General features: G+C 74.2%; 12 protein-coding genes. 6 read left to right on the top strand and 6 right to left on the bottom strand.

Annotated elements, in window-relative coordinates:
* The first annotated feature begins 21 nt into the window (after positions 1–21).
* The gene (locus tag CUT83_RS19035) at positions 22–1,716 is read left to right on the top strand and encodes a BCCT family transporter (RefSeq protein ID WP_173915108.1); all 1,695 of its coding nucleotides are present in this window, start codon (positions 22–24) and stop codon (positions 1,714–1,716) included.
* A 32-nt stretch (positions 1,717–1,748) separates the two neighbouring features.
* Here CUT83_RS19035 and CUT83_RS19030 read toward each other — a convergent pair whose 3' ends face one another.
* Complete coding sequence (locus CUT83_RS19030) at positions 1,749–2,504, bottom strand: peptidyl-tRNA hydrolase (protein ID WP_101257062.1); 756 nt, start codon at positions 2,502–2,504, stop codon at positions 1,749–1,751.
* Between the two features lie 90 nt (positions 2,505–2,594).
* Between CUT83_RS19030 and CUT83_RS19025 the strand changes: the two genes are divergently transcribed.
* On the top strand, positions 2,595–2,798 hold the full coding sequence (locus CUT83_RS19025; RefSeq protein WP_143688591.1) for a hypothetical protein: 204 nt from the start codon (positions 2,595–2,597) through the stop codon (positions 2,796–2,798).
* Between the two features lie 52 nt (positions 2,799–2,850).
* On the opposite strand, the gene CUT83_RS19020 is transcribed toward CUT83_RS19025, so the two are convergent.
* The 3 genes from CUT83_RS19020 to zapE all read right to left on the bottom strand — a co-directional run bounded on the left by CUT83_RS19020 (position 2,851) and on the right by zapE (position 6,827).
* Positions 2,851–3,939 carry a polysaccharide deacetylase family protein gene (locus CUT83_RS19020; protein WP_143688590.1) on the bottom strand — a complete coding sequence of 363 codons (1,089 nt, stop codon included), beginning with the start codon at positions 3,937–3,939 and terminating at the stop codon, positions 2,851–2,853.
* A 164-nt stretch (positions 3,940–4,103) separates the two neighbouring features.
* Positions 4,104–5,489 carry an alkaline phosphatase PhoX gene (locus CUT83_RS19015; protein WP_101257060.1) on the bottom strand — a complete coding sequence of 462 codons (1,386 nt, stop codon included), beginning with the start codon at positions 5,487–5,489 and terminating at the stop codon, positions 4,104–4,106.
* Between the two features lie 201 nt (positions 5,490–5,690).
* On the bottom strand, positions 5,691–6,827 hold the full coding sequence (zapE, locus tag CUT83_RS19010; RefSeq protein ID WP_420882375.1) for a cell division protein ZapE: 1,137 nt from the start codon (positions 6,825–6,827) through the stop codon (positions 5,691–5,693).
* 66 nt (positions 6,828–6,893) lie between these two features.
* Between zapE and CUT83_RS19005 the strand changes: the two genes are divergently transcribed.
* The 4 genes from CUT83_RS19005 to msrB all read left to right on the top strand — a co-directional run bounded on the left by CUT83_RS19005 (position 6,894) and on the right by msrB (position 10,450).
* Positions 6,894–7,754: a pyrimidine reductase family protein gene (locus CUT83_RS19005; RefSeq protein ID WP_101257059.1), complete on the top strand. Its 861-nt coding sequence runs from the start codon at positions 6,894–6,896 to the stop codon at positions 7,752–7,754.
* Between the two features lie 140 nt (positions 7,755–7,894).
* Positions 7,895–8,374, top strand: coding sequence for an indole-3-glycerol phosphate synthase (locus CUT83_RS19000; protein ID WP_101257058.1), 480 nt, complete (start codon positions 7,895–7,897; stop codon positions 8,372–8,374).
* A 227-nt stretch (positions 8,375–8,601) separates the two neighbouring features.
* Positions 8,602–10,026: a UDP-N-acetylmuramate--L-alanine ligase gene (murC, locus tag CUT83_RS18995; RefSeq protein ID WP_101257057.1), complete on the top strand. Its 1,425-nt coding sequence runs from the start codon at positions 8,602–8,604 to the stop codon at positions 10,024–10,026.
* 16 nt (positions 10,027–10,042) lie between these two features.
* Positions 10,043–10,450, top strand: a complete 408-nt coding sequence (gene msrB / locus CUT83_RS18990) for a peptide-methionine (R)-S-oxide reductase MsrB (RefSeq protein ID WP_101257056.1) — start codon at positions 10,043–10,045, stop codon at positions 10,448–10,450.
* A gap of 126 nt (positions 10,451–10,576) precedes the next feature.
* Here the strand turns inward: msrB and treZ are convergent, their stop codons facing one another.
* Together treZ and CUT83_RS18980 are read right to left on the bottom strand one after the other, a co-directional pair.
* Positions 10,577–12,316 (bottom strand): malto-oligosyltrehalose trehalohydrolase, encoded by a 1,740-nt coding sequence (gene treZ, locus CUT83_RS18985; protein ID WP_101257055.1) that lies wholly within the window; start codon positions 12,314–12,316, stop codon positions 10,577–10,579.
* Between the two features lie 59 nt (positions 12,317–12,375).
* Positions 12,376–13,320: an N-acetyltransferase gene (locus CUT83_RS18980; protein ID WP_101257054.1), complete on the bottom strand. Its 945-nt coding sequence runs from the start codon at positions 13,318–13,320 to the stop codon at positions 12,376–12,378.
* Between the last annotated feature and the right edge of the window lie 241 nt (positions 13,321–13,561).

The following is a 13,561-nucleotide window of genomic DNA, read 5'->3' as shown; positions in this document are numbered from 1 at the left end:
CAGTCCTCCAGGGAGAGGTACATGCTGGAAAAGCTGCAGCGCCTACTGGGGCTCCGTACCGATCCGGTCATCTTCTTCACCTCGGCCGGGCTCACCGTGCTGTTCGTGGTCGCGGCGATCTCGTTGACGGAGCAGGTGGACCGGATCTTCGCCACGGCCTCGGAATGGCTGCTCACCCAACTGGGCTGGTTCTACATCCTGGGCGTGACGACCTTCCTGGTCTATCTGCTCTGGATCGCCGTCAGCCGCTACGGCCACATCCGCCTGGGCGCCCAGGACGACCGCCCGGAGTACAGCACGCGCACCTGGTTCGCGATGCTGTTCGCCGCCGGGATCGGCACGATCCTGATGTTCTGGGGGGTCGCCGAGCCGATCAGCCACTTCGCCGAGCCGCCCCAGCAGGGCGTCGAGCCGGAGAGCACCGAGGCCGCCCGGATGGCGATGGCCTACTCGCTGTACCACTTCGGCCTGCACACCTGGTCGATCTTCTGTCTGCCGTCGCTGACGTTCGCCTACTTCGTCTACGTGCGAGGGATGCCGTTCCGGGTCAGCTCGGTCCTGTACCCCCTGCTGGGGGACCGGGTGTACGGCACGGCGGGCCGGATCGTGGACATCGCGGCGGTGATGGGCACGCTCTTCGGCGTCGCCGTCTCCATCGGTCTGGGCACGATGCAGATCAACAGCGGGCTGGCGCGGCTGTTCGGCCTGCCGGAGAACTCGCTGGTGCAGGTCCTGCTGATCATCGTGATCACCGCCATCGCCACCACCTCGGTGGTCTACGGCCTGGACAAGGGCATCAGGCGGCTGTCGAACATCAACATCGTCATGGCCGTCGGGCTGATGCTCTTCGTGTTCGCCACCGGCGCGACGCTGTTCCTGGCCAAGGGGATCATCGAGAACGTCGGCGTCTACCTGTCCTCGCTGGTCTCGCTGGCCTTCTGGAACGACACCTTCGCCAACACCGGCTGGCAGGGCACCTGGACGGTGTTCTACTGGGCCTGGACGATCACCTGGTCGCCGTTCGTGGGCATCTTCATCGCCCGCATCTCCAGGGGCCGCACGATCCGCGAGTTCGTCCTCGGCGTCCTCGCGCTGCCCACGGCCTTCACCATCGTGTGGTTCAGCGTCTTCGGGATGTCCGCCATCGACATCGAGATGAACGGCGCGGGCGGGCTGGTGCGGAACGTGGTGGAGGAGGGCGACATCCCCGGCGCGCTCTTCACCTTCCTGGAGAACTACCCGCTCACCACCTTCGTCTCGGCCCTGTCGGTGCTGATCGTGGTCATCTTCTTCACCACCTCCTCGGACTCGGCGTCCCTGGTGGTGGACATGCTCAGCGCCGGGCAGCGGGAGGAGGGCGGGCCGACGCGGCAGCGGGTGTTCTGGGCGATCACCGAGGGCGTGGTCGCGGGAACTCTGATCGCGGCCACCGGCAAGAGCGGCCTCGACGCGCTCGCCGAGGTGATCACGGTGCTCGGTCTGCCGTTCTTCGTCCTGGCGTTCCTGATGATGTACGCGCTGGTCCGCGCCATGCGGACGGACTTCCCCGAGCTCACCGGCCCGCCCGCCGCGCTGCGGCGGCGGATGGAGCGGGAGCGCAGGACGCGGGAGTGGGGCGCGGGCAAACGGGACGGCGAGGGCGGTGAAGGCGGTGAGGGGGAGGCCCCCGGAGGTGCCGAGGGGACCGGGGGAGGGGCTCGCGAGGGCGGGCAGTAGCCTTCTCGGCCGCCGGCGGCCCCTCAGTCGCCTCAGGCGCGCCGCACCGGAAGCGCGGGGTGCTCGGCCACGACCGTGGCCGAGCCCGGGGCGATCTCGGTGAAGCCCGCGTCGCGTACCACCGGCAGGCCCGACGCCGTCAGCCGCTCCCACTCACCGCGCGGTGCGGTGCGGACCGCCAGCGGGAAGCCGGCCGCACGCCAGGCGGCCCGCGCCGCGCCGTCCAGCGCCAGCCAGGCGAGCTGGGCGCCGTGCCCGGCCTGGGCCATCGCCTTGCCGGCGGACATCTCCAGTTCCGGGTTGAGCCACAGCACGGGCGTGCCGGGCTCCGGCGCGGCGGGCGGTGCGGGGTCCTCCAGGTCGGTGCCGGAGACCTGGAGGCGGGCCAGGTCCTTCGGCCAGCCGTCCAGCGGTACGGGCGGGAACACCCGCACCTCGGCCGGGTGCTCGCCGCCGGTCACCGTGACGCCCGGCAGGGCGCAGGCCCGCCGCCACTCCGCGCCGCGCGCCCGGCGCACCACCTTGCGGATGCGCCCGTCCTGCCAGTCGCGCACCGCCCGGTGCCAGTCGCCGCCGGGGTCCGTCGCGCGTTCGTCCGACAGCATCACCAGTACCGCGCGCGCCGCCGTTTCGAGCGCGTCGGTGCGCGCGGGCGGGCCGGGGGGAGCGGACCGCTCGATCCGGACGACGAGCGGCAGCACGTACTGCGGGGCCGCGTCCCGGTCGGCGGCCTCGCGGGCGGCGGGGGTGGTGGAGGGGTCGGTGGAGGGGGCGTCGGAGGTGCTCACGGGGCCAGTGTGCCAGCCGCCGCCGGGGCGTTCGTACCCGTTTACGTGCGAGGTCCCGGGCGGGTGGGGGCCGGGGGTACCCTCGGCTCCATGGAGTTCGTATCCGGCTGGACCGCACCCGGGACGACGGCCGCCCCGGACGCCGGCGCCGCCCCCGACGGCGCCGGGCGTGAGGAGCGGGCCATGTGCGTGCAGTGCGGTGAGCCGACCGAGTACCCGGCGAGCACGCGCGGCGCGACGCTGTGCCCGGTGTGCGAGTGGCACGAGGCCGAGCGCGTCGCCTGCTCCTGCTGAACGGGGCCGGGGGAGCCGGAGGGAGCCGGACGGAACCGCCGGGGCCGGGGGCTCAGTCCCGGCCCATGGCCGAGGCGATCATCTCCGAGACGTGCACGATGCGGTATCCGCGTTCCTTCAGCTCCGGGACGATCCGGCGGACGGCCTTCTCGGTGGCCGGCGCCTTCTCGCGGTCGCAGTTCAGCACCACCACCGAGCCAGGCCTGATGTCCTTCAGCACCCGCTCGGCCACCTTCTCAGGGTCCTTCTCCCCGGCGTCCGGTGCCACCACGTCGCCGGCCACCGCCGTCACCTTCGCCGGGGCGATCTTCCGCCGGGAGCGGTCGTCGAAGCAGCCCCCGGGGAAGCGGAAGTAGGGCGTCAGGTTCTCCACCCCCGCCGCGCGGATCGCCTTCCGCCCCTTGCGCACGTCCGCGAGCTGCTTGTCGGGCGCGAGCGCGGGGAGGTCGCGGCAGTCGTCGGTGAAGGCGCGGTGCGAGTGGGAGAGGTTGCCGACCTCGAACAGGTCGTCGCGGCCGATGGAGCGCGCCTGGTGTTTGTAGGTCTGCGCCCACAGGCCCGACATGAAGACGGTGGCGGGGACCTTCTCGCGGCGCAGCGCGGCGATCAGTGCGGGGTTGTCGTGGCGCTTGCCGTCCTCCTCGGCCCGCTCGCGGCCCTCGGCGGACAGGGCGGCGTCGAAGGTCAGCGCCACCACCTTGTCGCCCTGGTCACCGCTCTTCTCGGTCTTCTCGGCCTTCTTCCGCTTCTCCTGGTTCTCGTCGTCCTCCGCCGGCTTCTCCCGCTGCTTGTCCTCCTCCGGCTTCCCGCCCTCGTCGTCGGTGGCCTGCGGGGCCTCGGCGCGCGGGCCGTGCCGGAAGACGGGCACCCGGCCGCTGATGGAGGCGGGCAGGGTGGCGTACCGGTCGGAGGGCGACACGTCCTGGTCGGCGCCGTCCGGGCGGGATACCGAGGAGCGCGGGGAGGCGGAGAAACCGCCCTTCTCGGAGCCTCCCTCCGAGGCCGCCGGTGAGGAGGGCGCGGCCGGGGAGGCGCCGGCCCGGGTGGTATCGCCACCCGGGCCCGCGCAGCCCGCCGCCGCGGCGGCGACCAGGGCGAGAGCGGTCAGGGGACGGGCGGTGCGGCGCACGGAGACGGTCATGATCGGAACGTAACGACGATCCGTGACGGTCGCGCGGGCTGCTGCTCTTGTCGGACTACCGCCACCCCCGGCCCGGGTGACGCCCGGTCGGGCAACCACCCGCCACCGCCCTCACCGCCACCGCCGCCGGTGCGGTCCCCGTCGGTCCCGGTGTCCAGCCGCCGTCAGTGGCGCCACGGCCCGGTGACGGCGAACGTGGTCCCCGGGTCGTAGCAGTTGACGTACATGGTGCGGCGGTCGGGCGAGAAGGTGACGCCCGCGAACTCGCCGTACGCCGGCTCCCGCGCGGTGCCGGTGTTCTGGGCGTTGCGTGCCAGGGCGTAGATCTCGCCGTGGCGGGTGAGGCCGTAGACGTGCTGCTCGCCGCCGCCGTCCTCGCAGAGCATCAGTCCGCCGCCCGGGGCGAGGCAGATGTTGTCCGGGGACTCGCCGGGGGTGTCCACACCGGTGTCCGGCCCGAAGATCACCGCCAGCGTCAGCCGGCGGCGGCCCGGTTCGTAGCGCCACACCTGGCCGAAGTGGTCGGCCGCCGATCCCTCGGAGCTGCGCGCGTAGCTGGAGACGAAGTACACCGCGCCCTCGCCCCGGTGGCTGCCCCAGTAGCAGCCCTCCAGCTTCTGCGCGTGGGTGACGCCGCCGGGGCCGAAGTCCTGGAGGCGGATGGGCGTCCGCTTCGCCGGCGGATCGGGCACCGGCAGCCACTGGACGCCGTCGAAGTGCGTGCCCGGCTCGGTGACGGCCGACAGGTCCGGGACGCCGGGCACCCGCATGGCCTCCAGCCTCCCGCCCGCGCGCAGCGAGTCGAAGCCGCCGCGGGGCCGGTGCGGCAGGAAGCGGTAGAACAGGCCGAAGGGGTGGTCGAAGGCGTCCTCGGTCTCGTAGACCACGCCCTCGCGCGGGTCGACGGCGATGGCCTCGTGCTGGAAGCGGCCCATCGCGGTGAGCGGCTCGGGGACGGTGCGGTGACCGGGCCGCAGGCCGACCTCGAAGATGAAGCCGTGGTCCCTGGTGTAGCCGTTGGAGCCGGCCCTGTCCTCGGTCTCCTCGCAGGTCAGCCAGGTGCCCCAGGGGGTCGGGCCGCCCGCGCAGTTGACCGCGGTGCCCGCGATGCCCACCCGCTCGTCCAGCACGCGGTCGCCGCCGGAGAGCTCCAGCACCGTGCAGCCGCCCAGGCCCTGCGGGTCGTACGTCAGCCCGCGCACGGCGGGGACGCGGTACGGGTCGTCGTGGCGGTTCTCGTGGTTGCGCACCAGCTGTACGTGTCCGGGGCGGGTGCCGGGCAGGGCGGTCATGCCGTCGTGGCTGCCGGGGACCGGTCCCTGGCCCGAGAGCATGGGCTCGCCCTCACGCGACAGCACCCGGTAGCGGAAACCTTTCGGCAGGTCGAGCAGACCGTCGGGGTCGGGCACGAGGGGGCCGTATCCGCCCCGGCCGCCGGCCGCGTGGGCGGCGTCCGTACCGGCGAAGATCTCGGAGAGCGATCCGGTGAAGGCGATCCCCGCCCCGACGGCGGCGGCACTTCCCAGGATCTGGCGTCGCGTTGCTGACATGGGCAACTCCCTGCTGGCGGACAGGTTGATGACCCGCTTGTGTGTAGCATGCCGTCCGCTCAGCGGGAACCAGGCACGGCACGGACGGAACCCGCCCGCGCGCACCGCGACCCTCCCGGCGTACGGATCCGGCCGTTCCCCGCTTCCGCCAGGCGCCGCCCCGGTCGGACGCCGCCGGTCGGCCACCGTCGCCCTTCCCGCTCAGGCCCCGCCGCTCTCCCCGGTCAGGCGCCGCGCGTCGCGGGCGAGCGCGGTCAGCCGGGATATCGCCCGGAAGTACTTCTTGCGGTAGCCCCCCTTGAGCATGTCCTCGCCGAAGAGCCGGTCGAACGGCACACCGGAGGCGAGCACCGGCACCTCGCGGTCGTAGAGGCGGTCGGCCAGGACCACCAGGCGCAGCGCGGTGGATTGGTCCGGCACCGGCTGGACATCCGTGAGACAGACCGCCCGAACGCCGTCGCACAGTGCGCCGTAGCGGCTGGGGTGCACCCGGGAGAGGTGCTCCAGGAGGGAGGGGAAGTGGTCCAGGGACGCGCCGGGGGTGCGGTGCGCGGCGGCGGCCACCTCGGCGTCGCCGGCCGGCGGCGGGGCCTCGGGCAGACCGCGGTGCCGGTAGTCCTCGCCGTCGATGCGCAGCGTGCGGAAGTGCGCCGACAGGCCCTGGATCTCCCGCAGGAAGTCGGCGGCGGCGAACCGGCCCTCGCCCAGTTTGCCGGGCAGGGTGTTGGAGGTGGCCGCCAGCGCAACGCCCTCCTCGACCAGACGGCTCAGCAGGGTGGAGACCAGCACGGTGTCGCCCGGGTCGTCCAGCTCGAACTCGTCGATGCACAGCAGCCGGTGCCCGCCGAGCGTGGCCACCGTCTGCTGGAAGCCGAGCGCGCCCACCAGATTGGTCAGCTCCACGAACGTGCCGAACGCCTTGCGTTCGGGCGGGGCCTCGGTGGCGTGCCACAGGGAGGCCAGCAGATGGGTCTTGCCGACGCCGTAGCCGCCGTCGAGGTACACCCCGCGCGGCCCGGTGGGCGCCGTCCGCCGCCCGCCGCGGCGGAACCAGCGGCGGATGCCGCCGCCCCCGTCGTCCGCCCGGTCCCCGCCGAGCCCGCCCGCGAACTCGCTCAGCACCTTCACCGCCTCGGACTGGCTGGGCTGGGAGGGGTCGGGGATGTAGTTGTCGAAGCGCACCGAGTCGAAGCGCGGCGGCGGCACCATCTCCGCGACCAGGCGGTCGGCGGGGACGTGCGGCTCGCGGTCGCACAGGGACAGCGGAGCGGCCCCGTCGGCCGCCGGACGCTCCGGTCCGGCGCTCGGGGCGGGCTTGTGGGCGGGGGAGGACGACACCCTTATCACTGTACGTGGCGTGGCGGGGCGCGAAACACGCCAGTGGCACGTGCCACACTGCGCCGTATGCGACGCCTGTTCCCTCCATCCGAGTACTCCGCGGCACCCACGGCACCCACGGCACCCACGGCCCCCGGGCCGCAGGAGTCACCGTCCGCCGGCCGGCCCTGGACGCTGGAGGAGATCGCCGACGCGTACGCCTACCCCGCCACCGCTGCCGGGGGCGGGGAGGCAGGACGGGCCGCGCGGCCCTGGCTGCGCGGCAACATGGTCGCCTCCCTCGACGGCGCCGCCCACCACGGCGGACGTTCCCAGCCGCTGTCCTGCGACACCGACATGCGGATCTTCGGGGTGCTGCGCGCCCTGGCGGACGCCGTGGTCGTCGGCGCCGAGACGGTACGCCGGGAGGGATACCGGCCGGCCCGCCGCCGCGAGGCCTTCGCCGCCCGGCGCGAGGCGGCCGGGCAGGGGCCGGCCGCCGCCATCGCGGTCGTCAGCGCGAGCCTGGACCTGGACTTCTCCCTGCCGCTGTTCACCGAGCCCCTGGTGCCCACCCTGGTGATCACCGGCGCCGCCGCCCCGGCCGGCCGCCAGGAGGCGGCGCGCGAGGCGGGCGCGGTGGTGGTGCACGCGGGCGAGGGCGCGGAGGTGGACCCGGCGCGGGTGCCGGGGCTGCTGGCCGGGCACGGCCACACCCGGCTGCTCACCGAGGGCGGGCCGCGCCTGCTGGGCCGCTTCGCGGCCGCCGGCGTCCTGGACGAACTGTGCCTGACCGTCTCCCCCCGGATCACCGCGGGGGACGCCGCGCGGATCCTGGACGGCCCCGGCTTCGAGACCCCCGTGGAGTACGAACTGACCTCCCTGCTGGAGGAGGACGGGTTCCTCTTCTCGCGCTACCGCCGCTACCCGGGGACGGCCCGGAAATGACCGGATCTGTTTGTCCGCGCCAACAAGGTGTGACGTGCACAGAATGAGATACGCAGAGTGAAATGTGCAGTCCCACACCGATGTGGGACGGGATAGTCGTCGTACGGGTCGCCGACCCGTCAGGAGGAAGGGCACCTGCCGTGTTCACATCCGTACTGATGATCGAGAAGCCGCTGGTGCCCACCGATGTCGAGCTCGTCACCACACTCCACGGCGACGAGCCCGTCTCGTTCGTCGTGCTCATGCAGCCGCGCGGCGACCAGGACCGGCTGCTGCGCGCCCTGGACGACGTGGCGCTGGGCGAGCTGGACGACGCCGTCCGCGAGGCCACCGGGCAGGACGAGGAGGAGGCGGCCGACAGCCCGGTCTCCCCGGCCGAGCGGGCGCTGGAACACTCGCTGGGCGCGCTGCGCGCGGCGGGGGCGGAGGCCGTCGGCCAGATCGTCCAGGACCACCCCCTGGACGTGCTCACCTCGGTGGTGGAGGAGACCGGCGCCGACGAGGTGATCGTGCTGACCGCGCCGCACCTGGTGGAGGAGTTCTTCCACCGCGACTGGGCCTCCCGGGCCCGCCACAAGGTCGGCGTCCCCGTGCTCAAGCTGTTCGCCCACGGCGAGTAGGCCGGGCCCGGGAGCCGCACGCCGCCCGCGGGCACCCGGCCCGCTCGCATAGGCTGGGGCCGGGTGCCCGCCGGCGGCGTGCGCGGCCCGGCCGCACCGCCGCGCGGACACCCCGGAACACCTCGGAAGCGTCCGAGAGCACCCGAGAACACCGAAGAACGTCCGAGGACACACCAGAACGCAGCCCCGGCGGGAGCACCGCCCGGAGCACCCCGAAAGGACACCGCATGGCGCCCGGCCTGCCGACCGCGATGGAACGACCGCACTTCATCGGCATCGGCGGAGCCGGAATGTCCGGTATCGCGAAGATCCTCGCCCAGCGCGGCGCCGAGGTCGCCGGCAGCGACACCAGGGATTCCGCCACCGCCGGGGCGCTGCGCGCCCTCGGGGCCACCGTCCACATCGGCCACGCCGCCGCCCACCTCGCCGCCGACGCCACCGCCGTCGTCGTCTCCAGCGCCATCCGCGAGGACAACCCCGAGCTGGCCGCCGCCCGCGAGCGCGGCGTGCCCGTCGTGCACCGCTCCGACGCGCTGGCCGCCCTCATGGACGGGCTGCGCCCCATCGCCGTCGCCGGCACCCACGGCAAGACGACCACCACCTCCATGCTCGCCGTCGCCCTGGACGCGATGGGCCTGGACCCCTCGTACGCCATCGGCGGAGACCTCGACGGCCCCGGCACCAACGCCCGGCACGGCGGCGGGGAGATCTTCGTCGCCGAGGCCGACGAGAGCGACCGCAGCTTCCACAAGTACGCCCCCGAGGTGGCGATCGTCCTCAACGTGGAGCTGGACCACCACGCCAACTACGCCTCGATGGAGGAGATCCACGAGTCGTTCCTCACCTTCGCCGACCGCGTCCGCCCCGGCGGCACCCTGGTGGTCAGCGCCGACCACGAGGGCGCCCGCGAGTTCACCGCCCGCCTGCGTGCCCGCGTCGCCGAGGACGCCCGGGACCTGCGGATCGTCACCTACGGCGAGGCCGAGGACGCCGGCGTGCGCGTCCTCAAGGTCCTCCCGCAGGGGCTGACCAGCGAGGTCACCGCCGTCCTCGACGGTGCGCAGCGCACCTTCACCGTCTCCGTCCCCGGCCGCCACTACGCCCACAACGCCGTCGCCGCCCTGGCCGCCGGAGCGGCGCTGGGCGTCCCGGCCGGTGACCTGGCCGCTGCGCTGGCCTCCTACACCGGCGTCAACCGCCGCCTCCAGCCCAAGGGCGAGGCGCGCGGAGTGCGGGTCATCGACTCCTACGCCCACCACCCCACCGAGATGACCGCCGACATCGAGGCCATCCGGGGAGCGGCCGCGGGCGGCCGGGTGCTGGTCCTCTTCCAGCCGCACCTGTTCAGCCGCACCCGGGAGCTGGGAGCGGAGATGGGACAGGCCCTGGCACTGGCCGACGCCTCGGTCGTCCTGGACGTCTACCCGGCCCGCGAGGACCCGATCCCGGGCGTCACCAGCGCCGTCATCACCGACGCCGCCCTGGCCGCGGGCGCGGACGCGCGGCCCGAGTCCGACAAGCGGGCCGCCGCCGCCCTGATCGCCGGAATGGCCGAGCCCGGCGATCTCGTTCTCACCATGGGAGCGGGCGACGTCACCGAACTCGGCGCGACGGTGCTGGAGCGGCTGGCCGCCCGCCCGGCGAACCGATAGGGCCGAGGAGAGATCCATGGGTTACGAGATCGACAAGAGCGACGAGCAGTGGCGGCAGGAGCTCAGCCCCGCCGAGTACCACGTGCTGCGCGAGGCGGGCACCGAGCCGGCCTTCACCGGTGAGTACAACCACACCAAGACCACCGGCGTCTACCAGTGCCGCGCCTGCGGGTCCGAACTGTTCCGCTCCGACACCAAGTTCGAGTCGCACTGCGGCTGGCCCAGCTTCTTCGACCCGGCCGACTCCTCGGCCGTGGAACTGCTGGAGGACCGCTCCCACGGCATGGTCCGCACCGAGGTGCGCTGCGCACGCTGCGGCTCCCACCTGGGCCACGTCTTCCGCGGCGAGGGCTACCCGACCCCGACGGACGAGCGCTACTGCATCAACTCCGTCTCCCTGAAGCTGGTGCCCGAGGAGGGCTGACGAGCCCGGAGCCGGTCCCGAGCCCGCCCCGCGCGGGGCGGGCTCGGGACCGGGCGGGGCGGGCTCGGGACCGGGCGGGGCGGACTCGGGACCGGGCGGGGCGGGCTCGGGACCGGGCGGGGCGGACTACCGCAGCACCGCCGCCGAATGCGGCCCCAGCCGCAGCAGGCCGTCGCCCTCCGGGGCCTCGCACTCGCCCCAGGAGGCCAGCTCGGCGGCGGTGTGCACCGACAGCGGGATCTCGGCGGCGCCCTCCCCGGCCAGGTTCACCGCCACGTGCAGCCCGCCGTGGCGCATGCACAGCCAGCGCCGCTCCTCGTCGTGGGCGACGTGGACGTCCACCAGCCGCGTGCGGGGCGAGACATGGGCGCGGCGCAGCGCGATCAGCGCCCGGTGCCAGGCCAGCAGGCCGGCGTGCGGCTCGCGGTGCGGCTCGTCCCAGTCCAGACAGGAGCGCAGCCGGGTGGCCGGGTCCTGCGGATCGGGCACGTCCGCCTCCGACCAGCCGTGCGCGGCGAACTCCCGCCGCCGCCCCCGCCGCACCGCCTCGGCCAGCTCCGGATCCTGATGGTCGGTGAAGTACTGCCAGGGAGTGCGCGCCCCCCACTCCTCGCCCATGAACAGCATCGGCGTGTACGGCCCGCACAGCACCAGCGCCGCAGCGCAGGCCGCCAGGCCGGGGGAGAGGTGGGAGGCGAGCCGGTCGCCGCGGGCCCGGTTGCCGATCTGGTCGTGCGTCTGGGCGTAGGCGAGGAAGCGGTGGGCCTCGGTGGCGGCGCGGTCCACCGCCATGCCGTGGCGGCGGCCCCGGAAGGAGGAGTAGGTGCCGTCGTGGAAGAAGGCGCCGGTCAGCGACTTGGCCAGGGCCGCCATCGGGGCGCGGGCGAAGTCGGCGTAGTAGCCCTGCGCCTCGCCGGTCAGCGCGGTGTGCAGGGCGTGGTGGACGTCGTCGTCCCACTGGGCGTCCATGCCCAGCCCGTGCTCCCCGCGCGGCGCGGTGGTGCGCGGGTCGTTGCGGTCGGACTCGGCGATCAGGAACAGCGGGCGGCCCAGCTCGGCCGACAGGCCGTCCACGGCCGCCGACAGCTCGGCCAGGAAGTGCCCGGCCCGCTCGTCGATCAGCGCGTGCACCGCGTCCAGCCGCAGTCCGTCCAGCCGGTAGTCGCGCAGGAGGGCCAGCGCGCTGCCGGCGAAGTACGCCCGCACCTCGTCCGAGCCGGGCGCGTCCAGGTTGACCGCCGCCCCCCACGGGGTGTGGTGGCGCTCGGTGAAGTACGGGCCGAACTCCGGCAGCCGGTTGCCCGACGGCCCCAGATGGTTGTGGACCACGTCCAGGACCACGCCCAGCCCGTGGCCGTGCGCGGCGTCCACGAACCGCTTGAGCCCCTCGGGCCCGCCGTAGGGCTCGTGCACCGCCCAGGGCGCCACCCCGTCGTAGCCCCAGCCGTGGACGCCGGGGAAGGGGGCGACCGGCATCAGCTCGACATGGGTGACGCCCAGTTCGGCCAGATGGCCCAGCCGGCCGGCCGCCGCGTCGAAGGTCCCGGCCTCGGTGAAGGTGCCGACGTGCAGCTCGTACAGGACCGCGCCGTCCAGGCCGAGCCCCTCCCAGTCGTGCCGCCACACGTACGCCTCCTGGTCAACCACCGCGGCGAGCCCGTCCGGGCCGTCGGGCAGCCGGCGGGCGCGGGGGTCGGGCAGCACGGGCCCGTCGTCGACCGAGAAGCCGTAGCGGGTCCCGTAACCGGCGGACGCCTCGGCCCGCCACCACCCCTCGCGCTCCGGGTCGCGGTGCATGGGGTGCTCCTCGCCCCCCGCGTGCAGCGCGACCCGTCGCGCGTGTGGCGCCCACACCTCGAACAACACCGCAGATCTCCTTCGGCCGACGGCACCTCAGGGGACCAGCATGCCCGTTTCGGCGGGTTTCAGCGTGCTGCGCGGCCCATGCAGACGCGGCGCTGCACCACCGGATACCCGGCACGGGCGAAGTGGGCGGCCATCGGGGTGTTGCCCACGTCGGTGGACGCCGCGATCGCACCGGCCCCCTCGGCGACGAGCTGATGGGTGCACTCCACCAGCAGGTCGTAGGCGTACCCGTGGCCGCGCTGCCCGGGCACCACCCCGATGAACCCGACGCAGGGGCCGGACGGGTTGCGCGCCGGGACCTGAAGACCCACCGGCTCGCCCCGCGGCGTGTACGCCAGCCGCCACCAGCTACGCGGCGAGGGGCACCAGCGGAAGAAGTCCAGCTCCTCCCGCGCCGCCAGTTCCACGCCGCCGGCGGCGATCGCGCGGCGGGCGTGCGCGTCCAGGGTGACGGAGTGGACGCGGCGCAGCACCTCCAGCACCGTCTCGTCGCCCGCGTCGCCGTCCGGCACCGGGCGGAACTCCAGCCTGCCGGGGCGCTCGGGCAGCCCGCACTCCGGGGTCCAGACGTAGCGCAGGCGCTCCACCAGGAACGCGTACCCGGCGGCCTCGGCCGCCGCGATACGGGCCTCGGCGGCGGCCCGCACCTCCTCCCGGCCGCGCCAGTCGGGCGGCAGCATCAGCTCGTACTCGGCGCGCAGCGGGACGCGCCGCAGCAGCTCCACCGCGGCGTCGCGGTCGGTGAAGTCGAACCAGTCGAGCGCGACCGGCTCGGTGTCGCCGGGCCCGCCCCAGAAGGCGGCGCGCGCGACGACCTCGCCGTCGCGCAGGGCCACCCAGGTCCACTCGGGACGGTACTCGCCGCCCTCGGCGACGGTGGCGTACGGGCGCCCCAGCAGGGAGCGGCCGACCAGGGAGGCGGTCGGATCGGACAGGGAGGTGAACAGCTCGCGCGCCTCGCCCTCGGCGAGCGCGCGGACGACCGTGGAGGCAGGAGAAGTCATGGAGTGGTTCCTTCGCGGAGGACACGGGCACCGCCGCGCTCCCGGTCAGGGAAGGAACGCCCGGCGGACGGGGCGGGAGCGCGTGACGGCAGGGGTGTGTACGGCGTGCACGGCTCTCACCTCCTCTTCCGCTCCAGGGGCGTGAGCGCACCGTAGCCCGGCGGCCAGGTGGGCGTCCACGCGTTTTCCGGCCCGGCCGCCGGGGCCTACCGGGACGGCTAGGTCTTCACCGGCGAGGTCA

The organism is Streptomyces barkulensis (assembly GCF_002843305.1).
In the GTDB taxonomy this organism is placed as follows: Bacteria; Actinomycetota; Actinomycetes; order Streptomycetales; family Streptomycetaceae; genus Streptomyces; species Streptomyces barkulensis.
This window is presented reverse-complemented; position numbering and strand designations above follow the sequence as displayed.

What these genes read in the sequence shown, in the direction of transcription:
- CUT83_RS19035 (WP_173915108.1), top strand. Translation starts at nt 22, where the DNA reads ATGCTGGAAAAGCTGCAGCGCCTACTGGGGCTCCGTACCGATCCGGTC.
- CUT83_RS19025 (WP_143688591.1), top strand. Translation starts at nt 2,595, where the DNA reads ATGGAGTTCGTATCCGGCTGGACCGCACCCGGGACGACGGCCGCCCCG.
- CUT83_RS19020 (WP_143688590.1), bottom strand. Translation starts at nt 3,939, where the DNA reads ATGACCGTCTCCGTGCGCCGCACCGCCCGTCCCCTGACCGCTCTCGCC.
- CUT83_RS19015 (WP_101257060.1), bottom strand. Translation starts at nt 5,489, where the DNA reads ATGTCAGCAACGCGACGCCAGATCCTGGGAAGTGCCGCCGCCGTCGGG.
- CUT83_RS19005 (WP_101257059.1), top strand. Translation starts at nt 6,894, where the DNA reads ATGCGACGCCTGTTCCCTCCATCCGAGTACTCCGCGGCACCCACGGCA.
- murC (WP_101257057.1), top strand. Translation starts at nt 8,602, where the DNA reads ATGGCGCCCGGCCTGCCGACCGCGATGGAACGACCGCACTTCATCGGC.
- msrB (WP_101257056.1), top strand. Translation starts at nt 10,043, where the DNA reads ATGGGTTACGAGATCGACAAGAGCGACGAGCAGTGGCGGCAGGAGCTC.
- CUT83_RS18980 (WP_101257054.1), bottom strand. Translation starts at nt 13,320, where the DNA reads ATGACTTCTCCTGCCTCCACGGTCGTCCGCGCGCTCGCCGAGGGCGAG.